This is a genomic window from Arthrobacter sp. NPDC093125 (assembly GCF_044754225.1).
GTDB lineage: Bacteria > Actinomycetota > Actinomycetes > Actinomycetales > Micrococcaceae > Arthrobacter.
The window spans coordinates 914,609-938,958 of the sequence record NZ_JBIVOQ010000001.1; the positions used below are offsets into that span (position 1 = coordinate 914,609).

Below are 24,350 nucleotides of genomic sequence, written 5' to 3' on the forward strand. Positions count from 1 at the left end.
GAGACGGTATGGGCGCCACACATCTGCCCTCCACCGAGTTCGAAGGAACCGAGGTGGACGACCAGCTAGAGGCCGAGGCCGAGGCTGCCCTGGGCGAACCCCCGGCGGAGATGGTCCAGCTGCTTGGACCCGATGGAAAGCTCGGGAGCGACTCTGTGTTTTCCGAGTACGCCGACCGTCTGGACGCGGAGACGCTGCGGGGCTTTTACGCTGACATGGCAGCCATCCGGCGCTTCGACCAGGAGGCCACTGCCCTGCAGCGCCAGGGCCAGCTGGCGCTCTGGGTGCCCCTGACCGGGCAGGAGGCGGCCCAGATTGGCTCCGGTCGGGCCAGCCAGCCGCAGGACTACATTTTCCCCACGTACCGCGAGCACGGTGTCGCCCTCACCCGGAACGTGGACCTGGCAGAGCTCCTCCGGCAGTTCCGCGGTATTTCCAACGGTGGCTGGAACCCGAAGGACACCAATTTCCACCTGTACACGCTGGTGCTCGCTGCCCAGACGCCGCACGCAGTCGGATACGCCATGGGGATCCAACGCGACCAGCGGCTGGCCGAGGCGCGGAGAGCCGAGTCCCAGGGCGTGGAGGCGCAGGGAGCGGACGGCTCCGCCGAACCCAAGGCCGCCGTCATGGTCTACTTCGGCGATGGCGCCAGCTCCGAGGGCGACGTCCACGAATCGATGGTGTTCGCCTCCTCCTACAAGGCCCCGGTGGTCTTCTTCTGCCAGAACAACCACTGGGCCATCTCCGTGCCCACCGCGGTGCAGACCCGCATTCCGCTGTCCAACCGCGCCAAGGGCTACGGCTTCCCCGGCATCCGGGTGGACGGCAACGACGTCATTGCCGTGCACGCAGTCACTGAATGGGCCCTCGAGCACGCGCGGCAGGGCAACGGCCCGGTGCTGATTGAGGCATTCACCTACCGCGTGGGTGCGCACACCACCGCCGATGACCCCACGAAGTACCGTGAGTCCTCCGAAGAGGCGTTGTGGCGGACCAAGGATCCGCTGGAGCGGCTGGAGAAGTACCTCCGCGCGGAGGACATGGCCGACGACGCGTTCTTCAAGCAGGTCGCGGCCGACGGGGACGAACTGGCCGCCTACATCCGCAAGTCCACCTACGATGCGGACGCCCCGGACATCCGGACGGCCTTCGCCAACACCTACGTCGAAGCACACCCGCTGGTAGCCGAGGAGCTGGCCTGGTTTGAGGACTACAGCGCGGGATTTGCCGGCGAGGAGACCGCAGAAGGGGCTGGCCACTGATGACCACCATGACGATTGCAAAGGCCATCAACGAGGGCCTGCGCGCCACGCTGAGCAACAACCCCAAGACTCTGCTGATGGGCGAGGACATCGGGCCTCTGGGCGGCGTTTACCGGGTGACAGACGGGCTGATTGCTGAGTTCGGCGAGGACCGTGTCGTGGACACGCCGCTCGCCGAGTCCGGCATCATCGGCACGGCTATCGGCCTGGCGCTGCGCGGCTACCTGCCCGTGGCCGAGATCCAGTTCGACGGCTTTGTTTTCCCCGGCTTCAACCAGATCACCACACAGCTCGCGAAGATGCATTCGCGCAGCAACGGCAACCTCACGGTGCCCGTGGTCATCCGCATTCCTTACGGCGGCGGGATCGGCTCGATTGAACACCACTCGGAGTCCCCGGAAGCGCTGTTCGCGCACACGGCCGGCATCCGCATCATCACCCCGTCCAACCCGCACGATGCCTACTGGATGATCCAACAGGCCGTAGCGTGCCAGGATCCCGTGATCGTCTTCGAACCCAAGCGGCGCTACTGGCTCAAGGGCGAGGTGGACACGGAGTCGGCCGGCCTGGCCGAGGATCCGTTCAAGGCCCACATTGTCCGTGAAGGCACTGACGCCACCGTTGTCGTGTACGGCCCGCTCGTGCCTGTCGCCCTGGCAGCCGCAAACGCCGCCGAGGAGGACGGGCGCAGTATCGAGGTCATTGACCTGCGGTCCATCTCGCCGATCGACTTCGACACCATCGAAGCGTCTGTGAAGAAGACCGGCAGGCTGATCGTGTCCCACGAGGCCCCGACGTTCGGCGGCATCGGCGGGGAAATCGCGGCCCGCATCAGTGAACGCGCCTTCCACTCCCTGGAAGCGCCGGTCATCCGCGTGGGCGGTTTCCACATGCCCTACCCCGTGGCAAAGGTTGAAGAGGACTATCTGCCGGACATCGACCGCATCCTTGAGGCGCTGGACCGGGCCTTTTCCTACTGACGCTTCCGCTACTGCCGTTCCGCCCGTGGCTCCTTCCATGCACGGGCTGGCCTGAGCTTTCGAAACCCGAGGACACCATGACTCTTAACAAGTTCAACCTCCCCGACGTGGGCGAAGGCCTGACCGAGGCCGAGATCGTCTCCTGGAAGGTCAAGCCGGGCGACGCCGTCGCCATCAACGATGTCCTCTGCGAAATCGAGACGGCCAAGTCACTCGTCGAATTGCCGTCGCCGTTCGCGGGGACCGTCACGGAACTGCTCGTAGCCGAAGGGGTGACGGTCGACGTCGGAACCGCCATCATCAGTGTCTCCGACACCATGTCCGGCGATCCCACGCCGGCAGACGCGCCGCTGCCTGCGGTTCAGGCCACTGAGCCTGCACTGATGTACGGCAAGCTTCCGGCCGACGGTGAAGCTGCCGACGGCGGACTGGCCGCCGGTCCGCTGGTGGGTTCCGGCCCCAAAGCCGACGCCGTGAAACGCCGCCCACGCAAGGCGAAGCCGGCGATCCCGGCAGATGCAGTCCACGGCGCTCCGGAAGTCGAGCCGGTCCAGCCCCGCTCCGCCGAGGACGCGCTCCTGGATGTTCCGGCCAGCGCAGGGCCGGTGGCCGGCCCTGTCCCGGCGAGGCGGCCCGAGTGGACTCCCGCAATCGAGGCTGACAAGCCCACGTTGGGCGGGGCCATTACCGGCTTGGTGAACAAGGTGCTCGCCAAGCCTCCGGTCCGCAAGATTGCGCGGGACCTGGGGATCGACCTTGCGGATGTTGTTCCCACCGGCGCCCGAGGCGAGGTGACCCGGGAGGACCTGGTCAGCTACCAGGCGCAGCGCGACGCCGAGCTGGACAAGGCGGACACCTTCTGGGGCAAGTCCGGCCGGCCGCAGGAACAGAGGATCGAGCGGATTCCGGTCAAGGGCGTTCGGAAGGCCACGGCGAAGGCCATGGTGGACTCGGCCTTTTCCGCCCCGCACGTCAGCATTTTCGTGGACGTGGACGCCAGCCGCACCATGGAATTCGTCAAGCGGCTCAAGGCCTCGCGCGACTTCGAGGGAATCCGGATTTCCCCGCTCCTGATCCTGGCCAAGGCGGTCATCTGGGCTGCCGCGCGCAACCCCAGCGTCAACGCCACGTGGGTGGACAGCCCGGACGGTTCCGCCGAGATTCAGGTCAAGCACTTCATGAACCTCGGTATCGCTGCCGCCACGCCCCGGGGCCTGATGGTTCCGAACATCAAGAATGCCCAGGACCTGTCCCTCAAGGAGCTGGCGCTGGCGCTGAACGATCTGGCCACCACGGCCCGTGCCGGCAAGACCCAGCCTGCGCAGATGCAGGGCGGCACGCTGACGATCACGAACATCGGCGCCCTGGGCATCGATACGGGAACGCCCATCATCAACCCCGGTGAAGTGGCAATCGTGGCCTTCGGCACCATCAAGCAGAAGCCGTGGGTGCTGGACGGCGAGGTCATTCCGCGCTGGATCACGACGCTCGGCGGGTCGTTCGACCACCGGGTGGTGGACGGTGACCTGTCCGCCCGCTTCATGGCCGACGTCGCCGCCATCCTGGAAGAGCCGGCCCTGCTGCTGGACTGAGCTTGCTCCTTGGACGGGCCTCCTGGATTGGGGGCAGGGGGTCGGTCCGCAGTTGAACCGTCCGGCCCAAGTGAACGCCAAAACGCCGCAGGGGCGGGCCGCGACGTGCGGCCCGCTCCTGCGGCGTTTTCGGAATTTGCGGCGGCTTAGTACGCCGGGTACGTAGTCATCAGCTCGGCCAATGCGGGATCGGCAGAAAGGCCGGCGAGGCTGAACGCGGCGGCGATCATGACGCCTGCGAGGGCGGCCACGGAGCCGGTGACGGTGGCCAGGAACTTCCAGTCTTCCCGCATGACGCTCTGGATGGTTTCGGGAAGCTGCAGGTCAGGGGAGATGACGTTCGGGGCGCTGTCCACAGAGCCGTCGTCAAGCAGGGCGATGACCCGGCCGGCGCTGCGGTCGAGCCGCATTGAGCAGATGTGGTTGCCGTGGCGGGCAAGGAGGATGTCGTGGCCGACGAGCTGGCGTCGCTGAAGCGTAAGCATTTAGGGTCCTGGCGCTGGTAGGTGCTGGGGTTGTCCGCACCATCGGGGGCACCTTCAATTTTATCGTCGCGCCATCCCGCATTCCCGGGAAAACCGGGTGAGACTGCCCACCAGGAGGCGTGACCCGGGTCAACTCAGCCGGCTCACCTCCGCAAGGGCCAACTTAGTCCGCTCACCTCCGGAGGGGTTGCCCAGCCCCTAGTCCGCGCCGTAGGTGTTGGCGATGTATACGTCGCAGGAGGCATTATGCGCAACGCTGTTGGCGATGCTGCCCAGCACCCGGCCCAGGCCGTGCATGCGGCGGTTTCCCACCACGATCATCCGGGCCTCAAGCCGTTCGGCTTCCCGGATGAGGGCGTCGGCCGGTTTGCCGCGGGCGGACGAGTACGTGACCGCGAGTCCGGCAACCGCAAGGCTGGCGGCGATGTCGCGGGCAACCTTCTCGGCTTCTCCAGCATCCGAAACGATCCATTTGTCGCTGCCGCTGCCGTACACCTCGGTCCGGTCGGTGTCGAAGGCCGACACCACATGCAGCGTCGCGCCCAGCGCCACGGCCAGGTCCCGGGCGGTTTCCGCCGCCTTGCGCGCGGTGCCGCTGGTGTCCACGCCCACAACAATGATTCCGCTCATGGTTCCGCTCCTTTGCTTCGCCTGCTTCGCCGCGTCAGACCCCAGTATGCCCTGTCCGGAGTTCATTTATGGCTTCCTGCAGCACGGGGGCGAGCCGCCGGACGCCCTCGGCGATGGCGTCGGGCGGCACGGCGCTGAACGCCAGCCGCAGCTTGTTGGACGGCTCATCCGAGTGGCTGAACGCCGCACCCGGGATGAAGACGACCCCGGCGTCGATCGCTTTGTGCAGCAGGGGGTAGGTGTCCACGCCCTCGGGAAGGGCGACCCACACGAAGAAGCCGCCCTCGGGCCGTGTCCACGTCAGGCCTTCCGGCATGTACGTCTCCAGCGCCGCCAGCATGGCGTGGCACCGTTCCGCGTACAGGCCGCGGTAGGTCTCGATCTGGCCCTTCCAGTCGTAGTCACGGAGGTAGGCCGAGACCAGCATCTGGTTGAAGGTGGGCGGGCACAGGGTCACGGCCTCCGCCGCGAGGTAGTACCGGCGCTGCAGGTGTGCGGGCACCAGAGCCCAGCCGATGCGAAGCCCCGGCGCGAAAATCTTGGAGAACGATCCCATGTAGATGACGTCGTCCGGGTTGCCGGCGCGCAGCGGTTCCAGCGGCTGCCCCTCGTAGCGCAGCAGGCCGTAGGGGTTGTCCTCCAGCACGAGGATGTTGGCGCGTCGGCAGATGTCCACAATCTGCTGGCGCCGCTCCTGGGCAAGGGTGATGCCGGAGGGATTGTTGAAGTTGGGGATCGTGTACAGGAACTTGATGTTCTTTCCGGCGGTCTGGAGCGCGGCAATCCGGGCCTCGAGAAGCTCAGGCACCAGCCCGTCGTCGTCCATCTCCACGGCCTCTACCTGCACCTGGTACGACTCGAAGGTGTTCAGGGCTCCGACATATGTGGGTTCCTCAACGAGAACGACGTCGCCCGGATTGCAGAACACCTTGGTGGCCACGTCCTGAGCCGACTGCGAGCCCGCGGTGATCACCACGTTCTCGGGGAGGCCATCCAGGATGCCCTCGGCGGCCATCACCTCGCAAATCTGGGTGCGGAGTTCTTCCGTGCCCTGGCCCCCGCCATACTGCAGGGCGGTCAGCCCGTCTTCGGCGATGATGCCGGCGGCGGTCCGGGCCAGCCTGTCCAGCGGAAGCGGCTGCAGGTAGGGGCTGCCGCCTGCCAGGGAGACGAGACCGGGCCGGAGGGAGATGTCGAAGACGTCCCGGACGGCCGACTGCTTGATGTTCGCCGCCCGCTCGGAAAACAGCTGCTCGTGGCGGTGGGCGGAGGTAGCCGCCCGTTCGATGGCGTCAATGGCTTCGGCGGGGAGGACGGCCTCGGCGCCGTCTAATGTCTCGTGGGTCACAATGCCAAGGATACAACGAACAGTTGCTGTAGAGGCAACACTTGTTGACGGGGCGCGAAATTCCACCGTTTGGTCCCTTTACCTTCCTCCCCGGACCGCATTGGATGGAGCAATGACCAGCTTGCCGGCATTTCCTGCCCCGTCCGACAAGGCCGCAGCCTTCCGGGAACTCCATGCGGAGGGACCGGTGCCGCTGGTGCTCGTGAACGTGTGGGATGCAGCTTCGGCAAAACTGGTGGAGCGGGCAGGAGCACACGCCCTGGCCACCTCGAGTTCGGCCATCTCCTGGAGCCTGGGCTTTCAGGACGGCAACCAGCTGCCTCCTGCGCTGGCCATGGAGGCGCTAACCAGGATCGTCGCTGCTACCAATTTGCCGGTGACGGCGGACGTTGAAGCCGGCTATGCGGGACAGGGCGGCGCCTTTGACGACGCCCTGCTGGAGAGGACCATCAAGGCAGTGCTGTCGGCCGGCGCCGTGGGCGTCAACATTGAGGACTCTGGCGGTGACGCGCTGACGGATCCCGCCGAACAGGCGCGCCGGATCTCCATCATCAGGACGGTCGCAGAGGAATCGGGGGTCCGCCTTTTCATCAACGCCCGGACCGACACCTACCTCTCGGGCCACTTCCCGGAATCCGAGTTCGAGGAGACGCTCCGGCGCGTGCCGGCGTTCCTCGCGGCAGGCGCGGACGGTATCTTCGTTCCAGGTGTGACGGACCTGCACGTGCTGCACGAGCTCTCCCGGCGTATACCGGCGCCGCTGAACGCGCTCGCCGGCGTGGGCGCGCCCTCCGTGGGGGAACTGCACGACGCCGGTGTGCGGCGGATCAGCATCGGCGGCAACACGGCGAAGGCGGCTTACGCAACGGTCTCCCGTGTGGCGGAGGAGGTCCTCGGCGACGGCAACTGGTCCAAACTGGCTGGAGCCCGGAGCCATGCCGAGATGGATGCCCTGTTTGCGCCGAAGCCTGAAACCGCCGCTGCAACAGCTGCCGCTGACTCTGCTGCTGCAGCTCCGGCTGCTGGCGGTCCATCAATTAACGGTCCGGCGGCGATCAGCTGAGGCAGCCGGCGCAGGACCCCCCGCGTCCCTAGCGCAGGCTCAGCACGTCGGCCAGCCGGACGCCGTCGACGTAGATTTCCGCGCGGATGGCACCCGCAGCCGTGACCGCAGTGTGGGTCAGCTGGGCGTCGATCCGGGGAATGTCGCAGGTCCCGCCCGGCTGGACAGCGCCGGTGAGATTAACCACCACCGTGGCACCGTCAAGGTATCCGGATACATACTGCAGCGCCGAGGATGACAGGGCGTTGTACAGCCCGGCCGGCGCAGCGCCTTCGGAGAGTAGCCGGCTCATGGCGGCTTGCAGCGGTTCGCGGATGACGGGGTCGGCATGGTGGACGGGCACGAGGCTGTCGTTGCAGCCGAAGCGCACCCCGGAGCTGCCGCCGTCGTCCAGCGCCACATAGTAGACCGCTGTGCCTTCGGCGCTGCCCGTCTGCCCGCCTGAACCGGCTCCACCTGAACCGGCGGCACCGGACCCGCCTGAACCGGGTGCACCGGCGCCTGGTGCGGGACCCGCGGCGGCACCGCCGGTCCCGGTGGCCGGGGCCTGGCCTGCCTGTGGGGGTGTTGCCGGTGTCCCAGCCGCCGGAAGTCCATGCGGAGCCGGTCCGGAAACGGGTTCCTCAGCGGCCCCCGGCGACCCGGCTCCGCCCTGCCCGCCGCCGGGCTGCCCAGTACTGCCCTGCCAGGCTCCTGCCGGCGGGACTGGGGGTGCAACGTTTTGCGGCGGGAGGGCCGCGGAGCCGGGCTCCATTCCGGACACAGCACCGGGTTCTGCGCCGGATGATTGGACTGACCCGCCCGGAGCGGGCGCTTCGGCGGAAGTGGCCGGACTGGGAGCCGGCGCAGGCTCCGGCGCCGGCGCGGCGGCAGGCGGCTGAGTGCCGCCGGAGCTTCCCGACTCTCCGGGCGCCGGCACGCAGGACCCCAGCCACAACGGAAGCAGCAGGCAGAAGGCGGCAGCCGCCGTCGTACGTGCCCTGCCTCCTGGGCTGGTCTTCATCTGCACCGCACTCTCTGCTCCGGTACGTCCCGTACATCAACGTTAGATCCGGGGAAGTCGGCGGGGAATGCGGTGCCGGTGTCAGTTCGGCCGCAGCTCAGTCACAGAATGGTTGCGCCGCCGGCTGCGGTGGGTAAAGGAGGACGCCGCGGAGGATCAAGGCGGGAACGCCGACGCCCCCGGCGCCGGTCAGGCGCCAGGGACGTTCGAGGGGTGGAAAGGGCGGGCAGACTAGGCTGCGGCTCCGGCCTTTTCGGCAGCTGCGAGGGCGCTGAAGATGCCCTGGATCTGCTCAACAACCTCGGCGTCGTCCTTCGGGTGGGTCTCGGCGAAGCGGACCATGGAGCCGGGGACAGCGAGCTTGACATCTTCAAGGACGCGGGCGCCGGCGATGCCGGCAGCCTTGCGGGCCTCGTCCTGCGCCCAGACGCCGCCGAACTGGCCGAAGGCGGTGCCGACGACGGCAGTGGGCTTGCCTACGAGGGCGCCGGCCCCGTACGGGCGGGACAGCCAGTCGATGGCGTTCTTCAGGGAAGCGGGCATGGTGCCGTTGTGCTCGGGGGTGACCAGGAGCAGGGCGTCGGCTTCGCCGGCTGCGGCGCGGAGCTTTGCGGCAGCCTCGGGGACCTGGCCTTCGACGTCAATGTCCTCGTTGTAGAAGGGGAGGTTGCCCAGGCTCTCCGAGATGACGATCTCGAGATCCTCCGGAGCGTTCAGCTGGATGGCCTCCGCAAGCTTGCGGTTGATGGAATCGGCGCGAAGGCTGCCGACCAGGGCGAGTACGGTGTTCTTGGACATGTGAACTCCTTGGGTCAGGCCGCGGAAGGTCCGCCGGCGTCTGGTTGTGGAGGCGTTTGATGCCTTCACTGATACTAAACGGACTACGGTCCGGATATTATTCCCCGGTCTAGAATATTGATTGTGAGCCTCATCCCAATCCGCTCCGCAGCGCCGGCTGCGGGCCAGGAACGCCGCGACGCCGCGCGCAACCGGGAGCTGCTGCTGTGCGCAGCCAGGCAGCTGATCGAGGAATGCGGAGCGGACGGCCTCACCATGGACAAGCTGGCTGAACGGGCCGGCGTCGGCAAGGGAACGGTTTTCCGGCGCTTCGGCAGCCGGGCGGGCCTCATGATGACGCTGCTCAGCGACGCGGAGGCGGAGTTCCAGGGCCGTTTCATGTTCGGCCCTCCGCCGCTGGGACCTGGCGCACCGCCTCTTGAGCGGCTGGTTGCCTTCGGGGCTGCCCGCGTCGGCTACGTGCTGCAATACGGTGACCTCGCCAGGGCGGCCGATCATTCGGTGTACAACCGCTTCGAGGTGCCCGCCGCCGTGCTGTGGCATCGGCACATCGAGTACCTGTTGCGCGAGGCAGGTTTCGACGCGGACCCGTGGCTCATGGCGATGTCGCTGAGTGCCACCCTCGATCCCGAACGCCTGCTCCACGCCGTCCGTGTGCACGGCGTTTCGCCCGAGCGGCTCGAGGGGTCCTGGCGGGAGCTGGTGACACGCCTGGCCGGGCACGGGTCTGACTCCCGATCTGACTCCAGGGCTGGGAACGCGGAGTAGCGTTGCCCCATGAGCACCGAATCCTCCTCATCGCCACTTTCCTCGTCCGGACAGCAGCCCTCCAGTGAACGCGCACCCATCCGGACCGCCGTCGTCGGTTATGGCCTCGCCGGAAGCGTCTTTCACGCGCCGCTGCTCGCGGCCGATGCCCGATACTCGCTGGACGTCATCGCGACGTCGGACCCCGCCCGCCAGGCGGCCGCCGTCGAGCGTTATCCGGGCGTGAAAACAGTGCCCGACGGCGACGCTGTCCTGGCGCTCGCGGCTGACCTTGATCTTGTGGTCCTCGGAACGCCTCCGGCGACGCACTATCCGCTGGCGAAGGCAGCGCTGGAGGCGGGGCTCGACGTCGTGGTGGATAAGCCGTTCGCCGTAACGAGTGCAGAAGGGGAGGAGCTGATTGGGATTGCGCAGCGCCACCGCCGCGTTTTGACGGTGTTCCAGAACCGGCGCTGGGACGGCGACTTTCTGACCGTCCAAAAGCTGCTCGACGCTGGGGCGCTGGGACAGGTGACGCGGTTCGAATCCCGGTTCGAGCGCTGGTCGCCGGAAGTGTCCAAGGCGTGGAAAGCGGAAGCGACCGCGGCGACCGGCGGCGGCGTCCTCTTCGACCTCGGAACCCACCTCATAGACCAGGCACTGGAACTGTTCGGGCCCGGTCAGATTGTCCACGCGGAGCTCGAGGCCCGCCGGCACGGTGAAAACACGGACGACGACTGCTTCCTCGTCCTGAAGCACGGGTCGGGGGTGCTGAGCCATCTCTGGATGAACATGCTCTGCGCGCAGCAGGGCCCCCGGTACCGGCTGCTTGGTACCGAGGGCGCCTTTACGAAGCACGGTGTGGATCCGCAGGAACCCTATATTGTGGCCGGCGGAGGCCCGCTGGACGAAGAGTACGGTGTGGAGGACCCCGAGTGGGCCGGAAAGCTGGGGCGCGACGGACATCTCGACCGGCTGTCCACCGAGCGCGGTGCCTACCCGGAGTTCTACCGGATCCTTGCGGATAAGATTTCCGACGGCGGCACCGCCTCCGCACTGCCCCTGCCGGTGGACCCGGCCGGGTCGGTCGAAGTCCTCAAATTAATAGAACAAGCACGCCAGCTGGCATCGGCGCAAAGTTAACCCGGCAGCGCTGGACGACAGGCATCCGGCAGCGTGCGTCAAAGCGACGAAGGAGCAGCACGCCGAGGATGTGTGTCGTCCAGCGCAGCAGGACGGGTTGGGACTTACGCCGTGACGAGCTTGTGCCAGTCCTCCACCAGGGGCAGGTTGTGGGCCTCCGAGACGGAGTGGTGCGCCACGTGGCCTGCTGCGATGTTCAGCCCGGCGGCGAGGGCGGGGTCCTTCTCGAAGGCGGCCTTCACACCGAGGTTGGCCAGTGCCACGCCGTAGCGGAGCGTGACGTTTGTCAGGGCGTAGGTGGAAGTGTTCGGGACCGCGCCGGGCATGTTGGCCACGCAGTAGAAGATCGTGTTGTGGACCTTGTACGTGGGTTCCTGGTGCGTGGTGGGGTGGGTGTCCTCGAAGCAGCCGCCCTGGTCCACGGCGATGTCCACGAGCACGGAGCCCGGCTTCATGCGGGCCACGAGTTCGTTGGTCACGAGCTTGGGGGCCTTGGCGCCCGGGATCAGCACGGAGCCGATGACCAGGTCGGCGTCGACCACGGACTTTTCGATCTCGTACTTGTTGGAGGCCACGGTCTTCAGGCGGCCCTGGTACTGGGCGTCGAGTTCGCGCAGGCGATTGATGTTGATGTCCAGGATGGTGACGTCGGCGCCGAGACCCAGGGCCATGGCGGCTGCGTTGGTGCCGGCCACGCCGGCACCCAGCACTACGACCTTGGCTGGGCGGACGCCGGGGACGCCGCCCAGGAGCACGCCCTTGCCGCCGGCGGGGGCCATGAGGGAGGTGGCGCCGACCTGCACCGAGAGCCGCCCTGCGACCTCGGACATCGGGGCGAGCAGCGGAAGGGTGCGGCCTTCCTGGACCGTCTCGTAGGCGATCGCGGTGACGCCGGAGTTGATGAGCTCCCGGGTCAGTTCCGGCTCTGCGGCGAGGTGGAGGTAGGTGAAGAGGATCAGGCCCTTGCGGAAGCGGTGGTATTCGGCCTTGATGGGTTCCTTGACCTTCATGACCATGTCGGCGCGGCCCCAGACGTCGTCCGCGTCGGCGACGATCTCAGCGCCGGCGATGGCGTACTCCTCGTCCGTGATGCCGGAGCCCAGGCCGGCGCCGCGCTCCACCAGGACCGTGTGGCCGTGGGTGCGGAACTCGTGGACGCCGGCGGCCGTGATGGCGACGCGGAATTCGTTGTTCTTGATCTCTTTGGGGACACCGATGATCATTTGTGGGCTCCAAGGTCGTTGGGCTTTGTGGGCCGGAAGTTGCGGGGGATCTGTGTTTCCAGAATAGATCCGGCTGTGAGGCAGATGACAGGATGGGCGGCGCAGGCCGGGGGCGAAACCCGCGGATCTACACGGTTTTCCTCCGCCTGAGCTCGACGTTTGTCGAGCCAGCAAGCGTCAAGTGTCGCCTGCTGTCCGTTCGCGGGAAGTGACCGTCCGGACGTAGTGTTGCTGCATGCAGCAGGACGCGGAACAGCTCGTGGAGCGGGTGGCGCAGAAGCTTGGCCGCGGGCTGTCGCTCGAGGACCTGGACGGGCTCCTGCTCGCCTACAGCTCCAACCAGTCCCACGCCGACCGGGTCCGGGTGAACTTCCTCCTCAGCAAACGTGTGCCGGTCGACGTCAAGGCGTGGCAGCTCTCGCATGGCATCGCCACCGCGGTGCGTCCCGTCGTCGTTCCTGCCAACGAGGAACTGGGAATGCTCGGACGAGTCTGCGTCCCGCTGATGGTCCGCGGCTTCCGCGTCGGCTACCTCTGGGTCCAGCAGGATCTTGAGGAGGAAAGCGCGACGGCGATTCTCGGCCAGCTGCCCGATGTCCGGGAAGAGCTGGAGCTGCTTTCCGGCCTGCTGCTGGACTCGAACACGGCCGAGTCGGAATTCCGGCGGAACCGTGAACGCGAGTTCCTGGCGGCGTGCGCGGGGGAGGCCAATGCCGTGGCTTCCGTGGCGGGCTGGAAAGAGGTGCAGGACCGCGGGCCCTGGCAGCTGGTAACGGTCCTTGATGCTGATGGTTGGGCGGCCGGACCGGACCCGATCGCGGCCACGCTGATCCACCGCTCCGCAGCGTTGCAAGCGACCATTGGCGTGGACGCTGCGCTGTTCAGCGCCGGAGCCGAAACGCATTCTGTGGTGCTGTTCCGGGAATCGACAGGCCGGGCCAGCCACGCGCAGGTCCTGGTGCACTACCAGCTGGAATTGGCGAAACGGGCGGGCCGCCCGGTGCAGCGCATCATCCTGGGCATCAGCGAGGGCTTCAGCCGGCCAAAGGAGCTGGCCGAGGCGTACCGGCAGTCGAAGGTGGCGGCCCAGGCAGCGGCGGTGGATGCCCTGCTGGGCGAGCTGGTGGAATGCCGGGCAACGGGTGTCTACCAGCTCCTTGCCTCGGCCGGCGCGGGTGCCGGCGTCTGGGGCGACGCCGGGTCGGTGAATTTCCGCGCCCTGGAGGACCACGACCGCAATGGCGAGCTGCTCCCCGTCCTGGAGCTGCTTTACGACAACGACGGCTCCGTCCAGGATGTCGCCGCGAAACTGCACCTGCACCGCAGCAGCATCTACAACCGGTTGGGCCGGATCCGGCAACTGCTGGGAGTGGACCCTTTGAAGGGCATGGTCCGGCTGGAGCTGCACGCCGCGCTGAAGGCGCGGCGCTGGGCCGGCCGGCCCAGAATCTAGCCGGCCTAGGATCTAGCCGTCCTGATTCGCCGGGCCTGCGGGTTCAGCCAGGCCGGACGTCAGGCGGCGTTGCCGCCCCTGGTCTCGCGGGTTTCAGCGGCCGGCGGCGTGTCTTGGAGCTGGCTGCGGCGCTTGGCGATCCTGCTTTCCGTCCACATCGAGACCGCGACATAAGCCACGCAGCTGGACGTGAAAATGGCCGTGTTGTTCAGTTCCATGACCATTCCGAGGACGGCAGCCACGCCCATGGCGGCAATGCCCGCCACGATGTGCAACCCCCGGAATCTCAACACGAATAAAGACTAACCCCGGGCAGTGTCCTGATTCCCGGGTTTGGGGGGATCGTTGCTTGATCCTTATCACCGTGTCATTGAAAGGCGGCGCCGCGTCATTTTCGGCCCGGCTTCCCGCCGATCTTTGCCTTACCGCCGCCCCCGTTGTGGGAGCGGTCAGTGTCGGCCTCCGCGGCCCGCTCCGCGGCGGCCTCTTTCTTGCGCTGCCCCTCCAGCCACGCCATGATGGCCGCCAGCCGGATCCGCCGGTGGGTGCCGCGGTACTCCACGGGGATCTCGCCGCGGTCCGTCATGTTCCGCAGGTAGGTGTGGGAGATGCCCGCGAGCTCCGCCGCCTGCGACGTCGTCAGCAACTCCTCCACGCTGCTGACCGTCACCGACTCGCCGCGGCTGAACCTGGACAGGAGGTCGACGACGGCGTCCCTCGCCTGGGGCGGCAGCCGGTGGACGGTGCCGTCCACGAAGACGGTGATGTCCGTGCCGCCGTCGAGCGCTTGCTGGAGTTTCCCCGCGTCCTCAGCGGGAAGTGCGCCCGCCACCCTGGGAGCTATCAGTGCCATGGCAGAAAGCCTAACTGCTGACGGTGCAGTTCCGCTGTCGGCGGTGCAGGGCCGGCACTTCGCTGGACAGGTATGCGGGTCAGGTATGCTCGGCGGATGCAGCTGCAAGACGGACGGGATGTCACGGTGAACGGCCTGAAGGGCCGCCTTTACTCTTCGATAGTGGACTCCGGGCCCCACGCCGGCCCGGCCGTGGCAGCCGAGGCTGCAGGAGCCGTGGCCGCCGGAACCCCGGCCGCCGGAACCACGCCGGGCACGGCGGAAACCGGGCGCCAGGTCTACGTGCTGCTGCACGGCATCGGAGTCTCGCACCGCTATCTGGCAAAGCTGCACCAGGAATTGGCCGTGAGCGGTGCCGCCGGCACCCCGGCGCGTGACGCCGTCGTCTATACGTTCGACCTGCCGGGCTACGGCAACACGCCGCGCCCCGGACACCAGGTGTCCGTGGCTGAACATGCCGCTTTCGTTGCGGCCGTTCTGGCCGATGAGGGAGTGCAGTCCTGCGTGGTGGTGGGCCATTCCATGGGCGTGCAGTTCGCCGTGGAGCTCGCACTGCAGCAGCCGGACCTCGTGAGCCGTGTTGTGCTCATTGGCCCGGTGGTGGATCCCGCCCGGAACAGTGCGGCCTGGCATGTCCTCGCGCTCACCCGCGACGCGGTGTTCAGCGAAAAGCCGTCCACCAACATCGTCGTGTTCAGTGACTATTTCAAGGCCGGCCTCCGCTGGTACCTGACGCAGCTGCCCGTGATGCTCAATTATCCAATGGAGCAGCGGACCCGGGAAGTGACCCAGCCCGTGCTTGTGCTGCGCGGCGGAAGGGACCCCATCGCCCGCAGGCAGTGGTGCGAAAACCTCGCACACCAGCCACGGCACGGGTCGTTCGTGGAAGTGCCGGGCTGCGGCCACGTGGTGCAGGACAGTGCGCCGGAGGCTGTTGCCCGGGCGATCGTCCACTGGGCGACCACCGCGGACGACGGCGTCACCGCCTAAGCGCCAAAGGCTCCGTACTAAAACGAAGAGGCCGGCATCCGGATTCTCCGGGTGCCGGCCTCTTGTCAGTGGCTCGGTTACAGGCCGAGCTCCTCCAGAACGGGGAGCTTTTCGCGGACCCAGGCGCGCGCCTCGACGGCACTGGGTGCCGAAAGGGCCAGCTTGGCCAGCTCCTGCGCCTCGGCCAGCGTGACCGTCTTGAGGACGGCGGCCACGGCGGCGAGGGACCTGGCCGTCATGGACAGCGTGGTCACGCCGAGCCCGGTCAGGACGACGGCGAGGGCAGGATCCGCGGCAGCCTCGCCGCACACGCCCACCGGCTTGTTGTGGCCTTCAACCCTGGAACCCTCAACGGTCAGGCCCACGAGGCGCAGCACGGCAGGCTGCCACGGTGTGTTCAGTCCCGCGAGCGGCCCGAGCTGGCGGTCTGCGGCCATGGCGTACTGCGTGAGGTCGTTGGTGCCCAGGCTGGCGAAGGCAACCTCGCGCAGGATGGTGTCCGCAGTGAGCGCGGCAGACGGGACCTCCACCATGACGCCGGGGGTCTTGATGCCGGCCTCCGCGCACATGGTGGCGAACCGGGCGGCCTCCTCTGCCGTGGAGATCATCGGGGCCATGACCCAGACATCGGCCTCGGACTGCTTTTCGGCAAGGGCGATGGCCTCAAGCTGCCGTTCCAGCACACCGGGAGTGGTGAAGTCGGTGCGGTAGCCGCGGACGCCCAGGGCCGGGTTGGGCTCGGTGGAGTCGGTCAGGAAGGGGAGGGGCTTGTCGGCTCCGGCATCCAGCGTGCGGAGAACCACTTTCTTGCCGGGGAAGGCATCGAAGACTCCCTTGTAGGCAGCGGCCTGCTCCTCAACGCTGGGCTCGGTGTCGCGCTCCAGGAAGCAGAACTCGGTGCGGAACAGGCCCACGCCCTGGGCCCCGAGCTTGGCGGCGGCCTCCGCGTCCTTGGCGCCGCCCACGTTGGCGAGCAGCGGCACCTGGTGGCCGTCCGCCGTCGTGCCCGTACCGCTGAACTCTGCAAGGAGTGAGGCCGTCGTGGCCCATGCCTCGGCTGCGGCCCGCAGCGACTCGTCCGGGTTGGCGGTGATCGAGCCTGCGGCGCCGTCGACGTAGACCTCGGTGCCGTCCGGCAGTTCATCCACGCCCACAGCGGCCACTACGGCCGGAAGGCCGAGCGAGCGGGCAATGATCGCGGTGTGCGACTGCGGGCCGCCGCCGGCGGTTACGAGCGCGAGAACCTTGTTCGGGTCCAAGGTTGCCGTGTCTGCGGGCGCGAGGTCCTCGGCCACAAGGATGAACGGCGTCTCCGATGACGGGATGCCCGGAGCGGACACGCCCCTCAGTTCGGCGACGATGCGCGCCCGGACGTCCAGCACATCGGTGGCGCGCTCTGCCATGTAGCCGCCAAGGTTGTGCAGCATCTCCGAAACCGAGGACCCGGATTCCCAGATGGCCCGCTGGGCGGAGACGCCGCGGGCGATGAGCTTGGCTGCGCCCTTGATCAGCATGGTGTCCTTGGCCATCAGGGCGGTGGCTTCCAGGACGGCCTTGCCGTCACCTGTTGCGTGGTCGGCCCGGGCCCTCAGCTCATCATGGACAGCGTTGGCGGCCGCCTTCAGTGCGGCTGTCGCCTCTTCCGGGGAGGTGCCGGCGGGCAGCTGTTCGCCCGCCGGAGGTTCGCTGATGGGCTTGGGCATCTGGCGGATGGTGCCGATGATGCGGCCGGGGCTGACGCCAACTCCTGGGAAGTTCTGCACTGAAGGTCCTCATTCTCTGCCGGTAGCCAGGCCCGCGGTCTCTTCCCGGAAGGTCCGGGCTGCTCGGTACGGCTCTTTGTACGGTGCCTGAAAAAATTGTATGTGATGCAGTTCATATAGCGTTGCTATAGGTGCTAGGGTAGCGGTTATGAGTTTCGATGGCCAGTTGCCGCCCAAAATGAGGCTGCTGCGTGCGGCAGCCGAATTGCTGGCCAAGTCCGCGGGCGCGCCCGTCTCCACCCGCCAGATCACGCAGCTGGCGGGCGTCTCAGCGCCTACCCTGTACCACCACTTTGGTGATAAGGAAGGCCTGTTTGACGCGGTTGTTTCCGCTGGCTTTGAAGAATATGTAGCGGGCGAGCGGGACTTCGCCCCGTCCGGGCATCCGCTGGAGGACATCCGGCGGATGTGGGACAACCACGTGCAGTTCGGCCTTAACCAGCCGGAACTGTATCTGGTCATGTTCGGTAATATCCGCCCCGAAAGCCGCCCCGCCATTGTGGCCGATGCCGAGGCGCTGATGGAGGAGATGCTGAACAAGGCCGCTGCGGCCGGACAGCTGAACGTGCAGCCGCGGGAAGCGGCCAGGAGCATCCTGGCAGCGAACGTTGGTGTCACGCTCATGCTGATTTCGGAAGCCGCGGCCGACCGGAATCTTGAACTGTCCACCATGACCCGGGACGCCATGATCTTTGCGGTGTCCACGGACCAGGCACGGAAAACCGGACAGGACGAATCTGGGAAGTCCTCAGTGGTGGTGGCTGCCATCGCCCTGAACGCGGCGTTGCAGGCGTCCCACTCGGACCAGCTCTCCAGCTCCGAACTCAAGCTCTTTCTCGAATGGCTCCACCGGATCTCCACCAGTCCCACCAGCTAGTCGTCGAAAATAACGCACCATCCTGCGGAGCAGCAGGAATCACGGTTAGGAAATCACATGGCAACAGAGACAGTTGCAAAACCTAAGACCAGCGCCCGGGTGCACGTCCAGAAGTTCGGGACGTTCCTCTCCGGCATGATCATGCCCAACATCGGGGCGTTCATCGCCTGGGGCATCATTACCGCGCTCTTCATCGAAAAGGGCTGGATTCCCGTTCCGCAGCTTGGCGGCTTCGGCACAAATGCCGAGGGCGTGCCGAACACGGGCCTCGTGGGTCCCATGATCACCTATCTGCTGCCTCTGCTGATTGCGTACACCGGCGGCCGGATGGTTTATGACGTCCGCGGCGGTGTCGTGGGCGCCATCGGCACCATGGGCGTCATCGTCGGTGCCGGCATCCCGATGTTCATCGGCGCCATGATCATGGGCCCGTTGGGAGGCTGGACCATGAAGAAGATCGACTCCATCTGGGAGGGCAAGATCCGGCCGGGCTTCGAGATGCTGGTGAATAACTTCTCCGCCGGCATTTGGGGCGCCCTGCTGGCCATGCTCGGCTTCTACGGCATCTCCCCGCTGGTCACCGCCTTCAGCACGGGGGCCGGCAATGTGGTCCAGTTCCTTGTGAACAACGGCCTGCTGCCGCTGACCAGCATCTTCATCGAACCGGCCAAGGTGCTCTTCCTGAACAACGCCATCAACCACGGCGTGCTGACGCCGCTGGGTATCCAGCAGTCCCTTGAGCAGGGCAAATCCATCCTGTTCCTGCTTGAGGCCAATCCTGGCCCGGGCCTCGGTATCCTGCTCGCCTATATGTTCTTCGGCAAGGGCCTGGCCAAGGCATCGGCTCCCGGTGCCGCCATCATCCACTTCTTCGGCGGCATCCACGAGATCTACTTCCCGTACGTGCTGATGAAGCCGATCCTCATCCTCGCCGCAATCGGAGGCGGCATGACCGGGATCGCGACACTGGCCGTCACCAACTCCGGCCTCGTGGCGCCTGCGGCCCCGGGGTCCATTATCGCTGTCATCGCCCAGACCTCACGTGACAGCTATTTCGGAGTGATCCTCTCGGTCCTGCTGGCAGCCACGGTGTCCTTCCTGATTGCTTCGATCATCCTGAAGTCGAGCAAGACTCCCGTGGGTGAAACGGAGGAGGATGCCCTCAACGCCGCGACCTCCAAGATGGAAGCCATGAAGGGCAAGAAGAGCTCCGTTGCCTCCACCCTGACCGGTGCGGGCGCAGGTGCCGGCGGCGTTGCAGTCATGGCGGGCCCCATCAGGAACATCGTGTTCGCCTGCGACGCCGGCATGGGTTCGAGCGCCATGGGGGCTTCGGTGCTGCGGAACAAGATCAAGGATGCCGGTTTCCCGGACGTCAAGGTCACCAACGCCTCGATCGCGAACCTCAGCGACACCTACGACGTCGTGGTCACGCACCAGGACCTCACCGAACGCGCCAAGCCTGCCACGTCCGGCGCCGTGCACGTCTCTGTGGACAACTTCATGAACAGCCCGCGGTATGACGAGATCGTGGAACTGGTCCAGCGAAGCAACGCTGCGGGCACGGCCGACGGCGGGGCTGCCGCCGCACCGACCGCAGCTGACGCCGCCCCGGAAACTGTCACGGCGCCGTCGGACATTCTGGTGTCGGAGAGCGTGGTCCTCAACGGTTCCGCCACCACGCGGGACGCCGCGATCGACGAAGCAGGGCAGCTCCTGCTGGCGCGGGGCGCGGTGGACACCGACTACATCCGCGCCATGCACGAGCGCGAGGAATCGGTGTCCACCTACATGGGCAGCTTCCTGGCCATTCCGCACGGAACCAACGCCGCCAAGGACCACATCAGGAAGTCCGCCGTGTCCGTCATCCGGTACCCGGAGGGCATCGACTGGAACGGCAAGCAGGTGAAGTTCGTGGTGGGCGTCGCTGGCGTCAACAATGAGCACCTGCACATCCTGTCCTCGATCGCGAAGGTCTTCACCAACAAGTCGCAAGTGGCGCAGCTGGAGGCGGCGACCTCCGTGGACGAAGTCCTGGAACTCTTCGGAAAGGTCAACGCATAGTGAAGGCTGTACATTTCGGAGCCGGCAATATCGGCCGCGGGTTCGTGGGGCTGCTCCTGCACGACGCCGGGTACGAGGTGGTCTTCGCCGACGTCGCGGAGGCCCTCATCAGCCAGCTTTCGGAGGCGGAAAGCTACCAGGTGCACGAGGTGGGGGAGAACCCCGCCGTGCGCACGGTGGACAACTTCCGTGCCATCAACTCCAGCACCCAGGAGGCACAGCTGATCGAGGAAATCTCGACGGCGGACATCGTCACCACCGCCGTGGGGCCGCACATCCTGAAGTTCGTGGCCCCGGCGATCGCGAAGGGCATCGCTGCCCGGGCTCCAGGTGCGGCGCCGCTCCAGGTGATGGCCTGTGAGAACGCCATCAACGCCACGGACATCCTGCGTGAGGCCATCGTCTCGTCCTGGGACGAAGCCGCCGGCTCCCTGTCAGACGTCGCAGTGTTTGCCAACACGGCGGTGGACAGGATCGTGCCGAATCAGGAACCGGGCCAGGGTCTGGATGTCACGGTGGAGACGTTCTACGAGTGGGTCATCGACCGGACTCCGTTCGGCGGGGCGGCGCCGGCGATTCCCGGTGCGACGTTCGTGGACGAGCTGGGGCCCTACATCGAGCGCAAGCTGTTCACGGTTAATACGGGGCACGCCTCCGCCGCATACTTCGGGTTCGAAGCCGGGCTGGAGAAGATCTCTGACTCCATGGCCGACCAGGACGTGGCGGCGGATGTGCGGGCCGTGCTTGACGAGACAAAGCAGCTGCTGGTGGCCAAGCACGGGTTCAGCCACGACGAGCAGGAAGCGTATGTGCAGAAGATCCTGGGCCGCTTCACCAACCCGCACCTGCCGGACACGGTGAACCGCGTGGGCCGGGCACCTCTGCGCAAGCTCAGCCGGCACGAACGCTTCATCGGCCCGGCCGCCGAGCTGGCGGAGCGCGGCATCGTGCCCGAGGCCCTGCTGGGGGCGATCGCTTCCGCGCTGCGCTTCAACGACCCGGCCGACGCCGAAGCCGTTGAACTCGGGCAGATCCTCGCCTCCACCGAACCGGCTGAGGCGACCGAGCGGATCACCGGGCTCACCCCCGACCACCCGCTCTTCACGGCGGTCTGCGGTCTGGTCGAGGAGCGCAAGGCGGAAGGCGTGAAGGCCTCGGTCTAAGCAAGCAGAACGGATGGGCAAGCAGAACGGACGGGCAAGCAGAACGGACGGGCAAGCAGAACGGACGGATGCAGCACTGAACCGCAGCCCCTAAGCAGGCGACAAACCGCGGCCCCTAAGCAGGCGACGCCGGAACTCAAGCGAGTTCCGGCGTCGTGCGTTAACCCCAACCAGACGCTCCCTCACATTTCGCAGGTTTTTATGGGAAGCTTCCTCAGCTCATGCATAAAAAAGCTGGACGCTCCTGCAGATCTTGCGGCTTTTCACCGGACGCTCCTGCACCTCCCTCGAAGGGAAAGGGAAGGGGCATCTCCCTCAGCCGATGCCCGCCCAGATTCCCGTCAGATGCTGAAACCGGTGAGGGACGGCGAAATAGCTGCGAAAGCTGCGGGAGCGTCCGTGGTTTGGCTGCGAAAGCTGCGGGAGCGTCCGTGGTTTGGCTGCGAAAGCTGCGGGAGCGTCGGGAAATTGCCGTCAGAACGTGAGGGAGGATCGGGGCCGGGCGGTTACCTGACGGGTAGGCTGTTGGCAGCTGCCCGCACTGCTTCCCGCAGCGGCGTTGTGGGGCGGCCGATGAGGGAGCTGAGATCGCTGCCGGTGACGAGCAGGTCGCCCCGGGCTATGCCGAGGTCGCTGTCCGCCAGGATGGCGGCGTAAGCCTCCGGCAGTCCCGCGTCCTGAAGCACTTTCGCGTATTGCTCGGCCGGCAGGTCCTGGTACTTGACCGGCTGTCCCGTGACGGCCGTGATCTCCTCGGCGAGGTCGTTGAGGGTGAAGGCTTGGTCGCCGCCGAGCTCGTAGACCTTTCCGGCCTGTCCGTCCTTGAGTAGCACCGCTGCGGCTGCCTGGGCATAGTCTGCCCGGGTGGCGGCGCTGACCTTCCCCTCGCCGGCACTGCCGAGGACAGCGCCGTGCTGGAGGTGCACGGTCAGCTGCCCGGTGTAGTTTTCCAAGTACCAGCTGTTGCGGAGCAGGGTAAACGGCACGCCGGAAGCACGCAGGAGCTCTTCCGTTGCCTGGTGCTCAGCGGCCAGTTGCATCCCCGTGTTGTCGGCGTTGGCCACGCTTGTGTAAGCAATCAGCGCAACGCCTGCTTCCCTGGCGGCATTGATGGCGTTGCGGTGCTGCTCAATCCGCTGGCCTACCTCGCTGCCTGAGATCAGGAGCACCTTCCCGGCGCCCTTGAATGCCTGCCGCAGCGATTCGGGTTCGCTGTAGTCGACCGCTCGCACCTGAACGCCCCGCTCCGCGAGGTCCGCAATCTTGGCAAGGTCCCGGCCTGCGGCCACGATCTGCCCGGCGGGAACGTTCTGGTCGAGGAGTGCTTCGACGACGAGGCGTCCCAGGCTGCCCGTAGCGCCGGTGATAACAAAAGTCATGGTGTTCCTTTCACGCGTTGATGACTGTCACTGTCTACAACCGGCCACCTGCCGCAGTACTTCCCAAAAGAGAGTACGCACCTTAAGGTAAGTTACTGGTATGAAAGTAAGCCCCTCCGCCGTTATGCCTGTCTTCCCCTCCGTCGACGGCATTTTCCCGGCCGGCTGCCCGAGCAGGACGGTCCTGGACCATGTCACCAGCAAGTGGGGCGTTTTGATTCTGGTCGCTCTGTCCGAGGGGCCGCACCGCTGGAGTGACCTGCGCCGCCGGGCCGAGGGCATCAGCGAGAAGATGCTCGCGCAGACACTGAAGACCCTCGAAGGTGACGGCTTTGTGCAGCGTGATGCCCAGCCGACGATTCCTCCGAGGGTGGATTACAGCCTGACCGAACGCGGCATCGAGCTTGCCGCGCTGATGCTGCCCTTGGTGGCTTGGATAGCTGAGCATGCAAGCGACATCGTCAGAAAGCCCGCCTAACGGCAAGCCCGCTCAACGCCGGGGCCGCAGGCGGGTGGTCGGCAGTGCCGGTGCGGGAAGAGGGGCGGGCTGGCCGGGAGGGAACGTGCCAAAGCGCAGCATGCCCGCGGTGTCCTGTGCCGGACTGTCAGGCGCCGGCTCCGCACCGATCTCGGCCTGCCACTGCTCCCGGTAGCCGACGATCTCCTCATGGCTGCGGCCGACAAAGTTCCACCACATCAGGATCTGTTCACCGAGCGGCTCCCCGCCGATGAGGAGCATCCGCACTGGCTCCTCGCCGGCATGGAGGGCGAGGGAGGTGCGTCCCGCCGGCAGGAACGCCAGATGGTCCTTCTCCACCGGATGTCCGTCCAGCTGGAGGATTCCCGCATCGAGCAGAACGCCGTGCTCAAAGGCGGATTCCAGGGCCAGTTCGAGGCTCGCTCCGGGTTCGAGCAGGATTTCGGCGCCAAGCAGCGGACTGTGTGTGGTCACAGGGGAAGTGCTGCCGGATAGCGTGCCCAGGAAGACACGCAGCGCCCATCCCTCTCCAGCGACGGGTTCCGGCCGGTAGCTCTCGAAGGTCGGCTCCATGTGCCGGGCAGCGTCGGGGAGGGCCACCCAGAGCTGGGCGCCGTGCAGGACGTCGGTGCCGGGCGTGGAAAACTCGGAGTGGCTGATGCCCCTGCCCGCCGTCATGAGGTTGATCTCACCGGGCCGGACCAGGGCGTGGAAACCGGCAGAGTCACGGTGCTCTACCTCGCCCGTGAAGAGCCAGCTGACGGTCTGAAGTCCGGTGTGGGGGTGGCGGGGTACGTGCATCCCACCCGTTGCCCCAACGCGGTCCGGGCCATAGTGGTCAAGGAAGCACCAGGCGCCGATGAGGCTGCGCTGCCGCTGGGGCAGGGTGCGGCGTACGTCCATGGCCCGCGGCCCGCCCAGCGGCACGGCCCGGGGGACGAGGATTTCGATGTCGCTCGCAGCTTCCGCTGCCTCGCACAGCATTTCCCGTGGGACGGCTTCCGTGTTGCTCATGACAACAGGGTAGTCCTGCAGCGGCCGGACCCGAACGGC

At 66.7% G+C, this 24,350-nt stretch carries 23 protein-coding genes; 12 read left to right on the forward strand and 11 right to left on the reverse strand.

Annotated features, from left to right (window positions below; genetic code table 11):
- Positions 1 to 8 precede the first annotated feature (8 nt).
- The 3 genes from ACIP9X_RS04265 (at position 9) to ACIP9X_RS04275 (ending at position 3,837) form a co-directional block, all read left to right on the forward strand.
- Positions 9 to 1,265: a thiamine pyrophosphate-dependent dehydrogenase E1 component subunit alpha gene (locus ACIP9X_RS04265; RefSeq protein WP_400478460.1), complete on the forward strand. Its 1,257-nt coding sequence runs from the start codon at positions 9 to 11 to the stop codon at positions 1,263 to 1,265.
- The gene (locus ACIP9X_RS04270) at positions 1,265 to 2,245 is read left to right on the forward strand and encodes an alpha-ketoacid dehydrogenase subunit beta (protein WP_400478461.1); all 981 of its coding nucleotides are present in this window, start codon (positions 1,265 to 1,267) and stop codon (positions 2,243 to 2,245) included. The genes ACIP9X_RS04265 and ACIP9X_RS04270 overlap by 1 nt, the downstream gene beginning before the upstream one ends.
- Before the next feature lie 77 nt (positions 2,246 to 2,322).
- On the forward strand, positions 2,323 to 3,837 hold the full coding sequence (locus tag ACIP9X_RS04275; protein WP_400478462.1) for a 2-oxo acid dehydrogenase subunit E2: 1,515 nt from the start codon (positions 2,323 to 2,325) through the stop codon (positions 3,835 to 3,837).
- Between the two features lie 146 nt (positions 3,838 to 3,983).
- Here ACIP9X_RS04275 and ACIP9X_RS04280 read toward each other — a convergent pair whose 3' ends face one another.
- From ACIP9X_RS04280 to ACIP9X_RS04290, 3 genes are all read right to left on the reverse strand, one after another.
- Entirely contained in the window at positions 3,984 to 4,322 is a 339-nt protein-coding gene (locus tag ACIP9X_RS04280) for a hypothetical protein (RefSeq protein ID WP_400478463.1), read from the reverse strand.
- Positions 4,323 to 4,520: 198 nt separating this feature from the next.
- Positions 4,521 to 4,952 carry a universal stress protein gene (locus ACIP9X_RS04285; protein WP_400478464.1) on the reverse strand — a complete coding sequence of 144 codons (432 nt, stop codon included), beginning with the start codon at positions 4,950 to 4,952 and terminating at the stop codon, positions 4,521 to 4,523.
- Between the two features lie 34 nt (positions 4,953 to 4,986).
- Positions 4,987 to 6,300, reverse strand: coding sequence for a PLP-dependent aminotransferase family protein (locus tag ACIP9X_RS04290; protein ID WP_400478465.1), 1,314 nt, complete (start codon positions 6,298 to 6,300; stop codon positions 4,987 to 4,989).
- A 112-nt stretch (positions 6,301 to 6,412) separates the two neighbouring features.
- Between ACIP9X_RS04290 and ACIP9X_RS04295 the strand changes: the two genes are divergently transcribed.
- Positions 6,413 to 7,363 carry an isocitrate lyase/phosphoenolpyruvate mutase family protein gene (locus tag ACIP9X_RS04295; RefSeq protein WP_400478466.1) on the forward strand — a complete coding sequence of 317 codons (951 nt, stop codon included), beginning with the start codon at positions 6,413 to 6,415 and terminating at the stop codon, positions 7,361 to 7,363.
- 28 nt (positions 7,364 to 7,391) lie between these two features.
- Here ACIP9X_RS04295 and ACIP9X_RS04300 read toward each other — a convergent pair whose 3' ends face one another.
- The gene (locus tag ACIP9X_RS04300) at positions 7,392 to 8,366 is read right to left on the reverse strand and encodes a GerMN domain-containing protein (protein ID WP_400478467.1); all 975 of its coding nucleotides are present in this window, start codon (positions 8,364 to 8,366) and stop codon (positions 7,392 to 7,394) included.
- 231 nt (positions 8,367 to 8,597) lie between these two features.
- The gene (locus ACIP9X_RS04305; RefSeq protein WP_400478468.1) at positions 8,598 to 9,164 is read right to left on the reverse strand and encodes an NAD(P)H-dependent oxidoreductase; all 567 of its coding nucleotides are present in this window, start codon (positions 9,162 to 9,164) and stop codon (positions 8,598 to 8,600) included.
- Between the two features lie 123 nt (positions 9,165 to 9,287).
- On the opposite strand from ACIP9X_RS04305, the gene ACIP9X_RS04310 reads away from it, so the two are divergent.
- On the forward strand, positions 9,288 to 9,932 hold the full coding sequence (locus ACIP9X_RS04310) for a TetR/AcrR family transcriptional regulator (protein ID WP_400478469.1): 645 nt from the start codon (positions 9,288 to 9,290) through the stop codon (positions 9,930 to 9,932).
- Positions 9,933 to 9,941: 9 nt separating this feature from the next.
- Complete coding sequence (locus ACIP9X_RS04315; protein ID WP_400478470.1) at positions 9,942 to 11,054, forward strand: Gfo/Idh/MocA family oxidoreductase; 1,113 nt, start codon at positions 9,942 to 9,944, stop codon at positions 11,052 to 11,054.
- A gap of 104 nt (positions 11,055 to 11,158) precedes the next feature.
- Here the strand turns inward: ACIP9X_RS04315 and ald are convergent, their stop codons facing one another.
- A complete protein-coding gene (gene ald / locus ACIP9X_RS04320) occupies positions 11,159 to 12,277 on the reverse strand; it encodes an alanine dehydrogenase (protein WP_400478471.1) in 1,119 nt (372 codons plus the stop codon).
- 235 nt (positions 12,278 to 12,512) lie between these two features.
- On the opposite strand from ald, the gene ACIP9X_RS04325 reads away from it, so the two are divergent.
- A complete protein-coding gene (locus ACIP9X_RS04325; protein WP_400478472.1) occupies positions 12,513 to 13,730 on the forward strand; it encodes a PucR family transcriptional regulator in 1,218 nt (405 codons plus the stop codon).
- 59 nt (positions 13,731 to 13,789) lie between these two features.
- On the opposite strand, the gene ACIP9X_RS04330 is transcribed toward ACIP9X_RS04325, so the two are convergent.
- Both ACIP9X_RS04330 and ACIP9X_RS04335 read right to left on the reverse strand, forming a co-directional pair.
- On the reverse strand, positions 13,790 to 14,023 hold the full coding sequence (locus tag ACIP9X_RS04330) for a hypothetical protein (protein WP_400478473.1): 234 nt from the start codon (positions 14,021 to 14,023) through the stop codon (positions 13,790 to 13,792).
- 95 nt (positions 14,024 to 14,118) lie between these two features.
- Positions 14,119 to 14,583 carry a helix-turn-helix domain-containing protein gene (locus tag ACIP9X_RS04335; protein ID WP_400478474.1) on the reverse strand — a complete coding sequence of 155 codons (465 nt, stop codon included), beginning with the start codon at positions 14,581 to 14,583 and terminating at the stop codon, positions 14,119 to 14,121.
- A gap of 96 nt (positions 14,584 to 14,679) precedes the next feature.
- On the opposite strand from ACIP9X_RS04335, the gene ACIP9X_RS04340 reads away from it, so the two are divergent.
- The gene (locus ACIP9X_RS04340; RefSeq protein WP_400478475.1) at positions 14,680 to 15,573 is read left to right on the forward strand and encodes an alpha/beta fold hydrolase; all 894 of its coding nucleotides are present in this window, start codon (positions 14,680 to 14,682) and stop codon (positions 15,571 to 15,573) included.
- A 77-nt stretch (positions 15,574 to 15,650) separates the two neighbouring features.
- On the opposite strand, the gene ptsP is transcribed toward ACIP9X_RS04340, so the two are convergent.
- Positions 15,651 to 17,336: a phosphoenolpyruvate--protein phosphotransferase gene (gene ptsP, locus ACIP9X_RS04345; RefSeq protein ID WP_400478476.1), complete on the reverse strand. Its 1,686-nt coding sequence runs from the start codon at positions 17,334 to 17,336 to the stop codon at positions 15,651 to 15,653.
- 148 nt (positions 17,337 to 17,484) lie between these two features.
- On the opposite strand from ptsP, the gene ACIP9X_RS04350 reads away from it, so the two are divergent.
- From ACIP9X_RS04350 to ACIP9X_RS04360, 3 genes are read left to right on the forward strand one after another with little or no spacing between them, the layout of a single operon-like run.
- On the forward strand, positions 17,485 to 18,213 hold the full coding sequence (locus ACIP9X_RS04350) for a TetR/AcrR family transcriptional regulator (RefSeq protein WP_400478477.1): 729 nt from the start codon (positions 17,485 to 17,487) through the stop codon (positions 18,211 to 18,213).
- A 57-nt stretch (positions 18,214 to 18,270) separates the two neighbouring features.
- Positions 18,271 to 20,277, forward strand: a complete 2,007-nt coding sequence (locus tag ACIP9X_RS04355; RefSeq protein WP_400478478.1) for a PTS mannitol transporter subunit IICBA — start codon at positions 18,271 to 18,273, stop codon at positions 20,275 to 20,277.
- Positions 20,277 to 21,440, forward strand: coding sequence for a mannitol-1-phosphate 5-dehydrogenase (locus ACIP9X_RS04360; RefSeq protein WP_400478479.1), 1,164 nt, complete (start codon positions 20,277 to 20,279; stop codon positions 21,438 to 21,440). Before ACIP9X_RS04355 ends, ACIP9X_RS04360 begins: the two co-directional genes overlap by 1 nt.
- Positions 21,441 to 21,946: 506 nt before the next feature.
- On the opposite strand, the gene ACIP9X_RS04365 is transcribed toward ACIP9X_RS04360, so the two are convergent.
- Positions 21,947 to 22,819: an SDR family oxidoreductase gene (locus ACIP9X_RS04365; protein ID WP_400478480.1), complete on the reverse strand. Its 873-nt coding sequence runs from the start codon at positions 22,817 to 22,819 to the stop codon at positions 21,947 to 21,949.
- 100 nt (positions 22,820 to 22,919) lie between these two features.
- On the opposite strand from ACIP9X_RS04365, the gene ACIP9X_RS04370 reads away from it, so the two are divergent.
- Positions 22,920 to 23,297: a winged helix-turn-helix transcriptional regulator gene (locus ACIP9X_RS04370; protein WP_400478481.1), complete on the forward strand. Its 378-nt coding sequence runs from the start codon at positions 22,920 to 22,922 to the stop codon at positions 23,295 to 23,297.
- Positions 23,298 to 23,309: 12 nt separating this feature from the next.
- Here ACIP9X_RS04370 and ACIP9X_RS04375 read toward each other — a convergent pair whose 3' ends face one another.
- Positions 23,310 to 24,311, reverse strand: a complete 1,002-nt coding sequence (locus ACIP9X_RS04375; RefSeq protein ID WP_400478482.1) for a pirin family protein — start codon at positions 24,309 to 24,311, stop codon at positions 23,310 to 23,312.
- Positions 24,312 to 24,350 lie beyond the last annotated feature (39 nt).

Bases quoted from the DNA above. Each gene is read 5' to 3' on its own strand.
- ACIP9X_RS04265 (WP_400478460.1), top strand. From the start codon at position 9: ATGGGCGCCACACATCTGCCCTCCACCGAGTTCGAAGGAACCGAGGTG.
- ACIP9X_RS04270 (WP_400478461.1), top strand. From the start codon at position 1,265: ATGACCACCATGACGATTGCAAAGGCCATCAACGAGGGCCTGCGCGCC.
- ACIP9X_RS04275 (WP_400478462.1), top strand. From the start codon at position 2,323: ATGACTCTTAACAAGTTCAACCTCCCCGACGTGGGCGAAGGCCTGACC.
- ACIP9X_RS04280 (WP_400478463.1), bottom strand. From the start codon at position 4,322: ATGCTTACGCTTCAGCGACGCCAGCTCGTCGGCCACGACATCCTCCTT.
- ACIP9X_RS04285 (WP_400478464.1), bottom strand. From the start codon at position 4,952: ATGAGCGGAATCATTGTTGTGGGCGTGGACACCAGCGGCACCGCGCGC.
- ACIP9X_RS04295 (WP_400478466.1), top strand. From the start codon at position 6,413: ATGACCAGCTTGCCGGCATTTCCTGCCCCGTCCGACAAGGCCGCAGCC.
- ACIP9X_RS04300 (WP_400478467.1), bottom strand. From the start codon at position 8,366: ATGAAGACCAGCCCAGGAGGCAGGGCACGTACGACGGCGGCTGCCGCC.
- ACIP9X_RS04305 (WP_400478468.1), bottom strand. From the start codon at position 9,164: ATGTCCAAGAACACCGTACTCGCCCTGGTCGGCAGCCTTCGCGCCGAT.
- ACIP9X_RS04315 (WP_400478470.1), top strand. From the start codon at position 9,942: ATGAGCACCGAATCCTCCTCATCGCCACTTTCCTCGTCCGGACAGCAG.
- ald (WP_400478471.1), bottom strand. From the start codon at position 12,277: ATGATCATCGGTGTCCCCAAAGAGATCAAGAACAACGAATTCCGCGTC.
- ACIP9X_RS04325 (WP_400478472.1), top strand. From the start codon at position 12,513: ATGCAGCAGGACGCGGAACAGCTCGTGGAGCGGGTGGCGCAGAAGCTT.
- ACIP9X_RS04335 (WP_400478474.1), bottom strand. From the start codon at position 14,583: ATGGCACTGATAGCTCCCAGGGTGGCGGGCGCACTTCCCGCTGAGGAC.
- ACIP9X_RS04340 (WP_400478475.1), top strand. From the start codon at position 14,680: ATGCAGCTGCAAGACGGACGGGATGTCACGGTGAACGGCCTGAAGGGC.
- ACIP9X_RS04350 (WP_400478477.1), top strand. From the start codon at position 17,485: ATGAGTTTCGATGGCCAGTTGCCGCCCAAAATGAGGCTGCTGCGTGCG.
- ACIP9X_RS04355 (WP_400478478.1), top strand. From the start codon at position 18,271: ATGGCAACAGAGACAGTTGCAAAACCTAAGACCAGCGCCCGGGTGCAC.
- ACIP9X_RS04365 (WP_400478480.1), bottom strand. From the start codon at position 22,819: ATGACTTTTGTTATCACCGGCGCTACGGGCAGCCTGGGACGCCTCGTC.
- ACIP9X_RS04370 (WP_400478481.1), top strand. From the start codon at position 22,920: ATGAAAGTAAGCCCCTCCGCCGTTATGCCTGTCTTCCCCTCCGTCGAC.
- ACIP9X_RS04375 (WP_400478482.1), bottom strand. From the start codon at position 24,311: ATGAGCAACACGGAAGCCGTCCCACGGGAAATGCTGTGCGAGGCAGCG.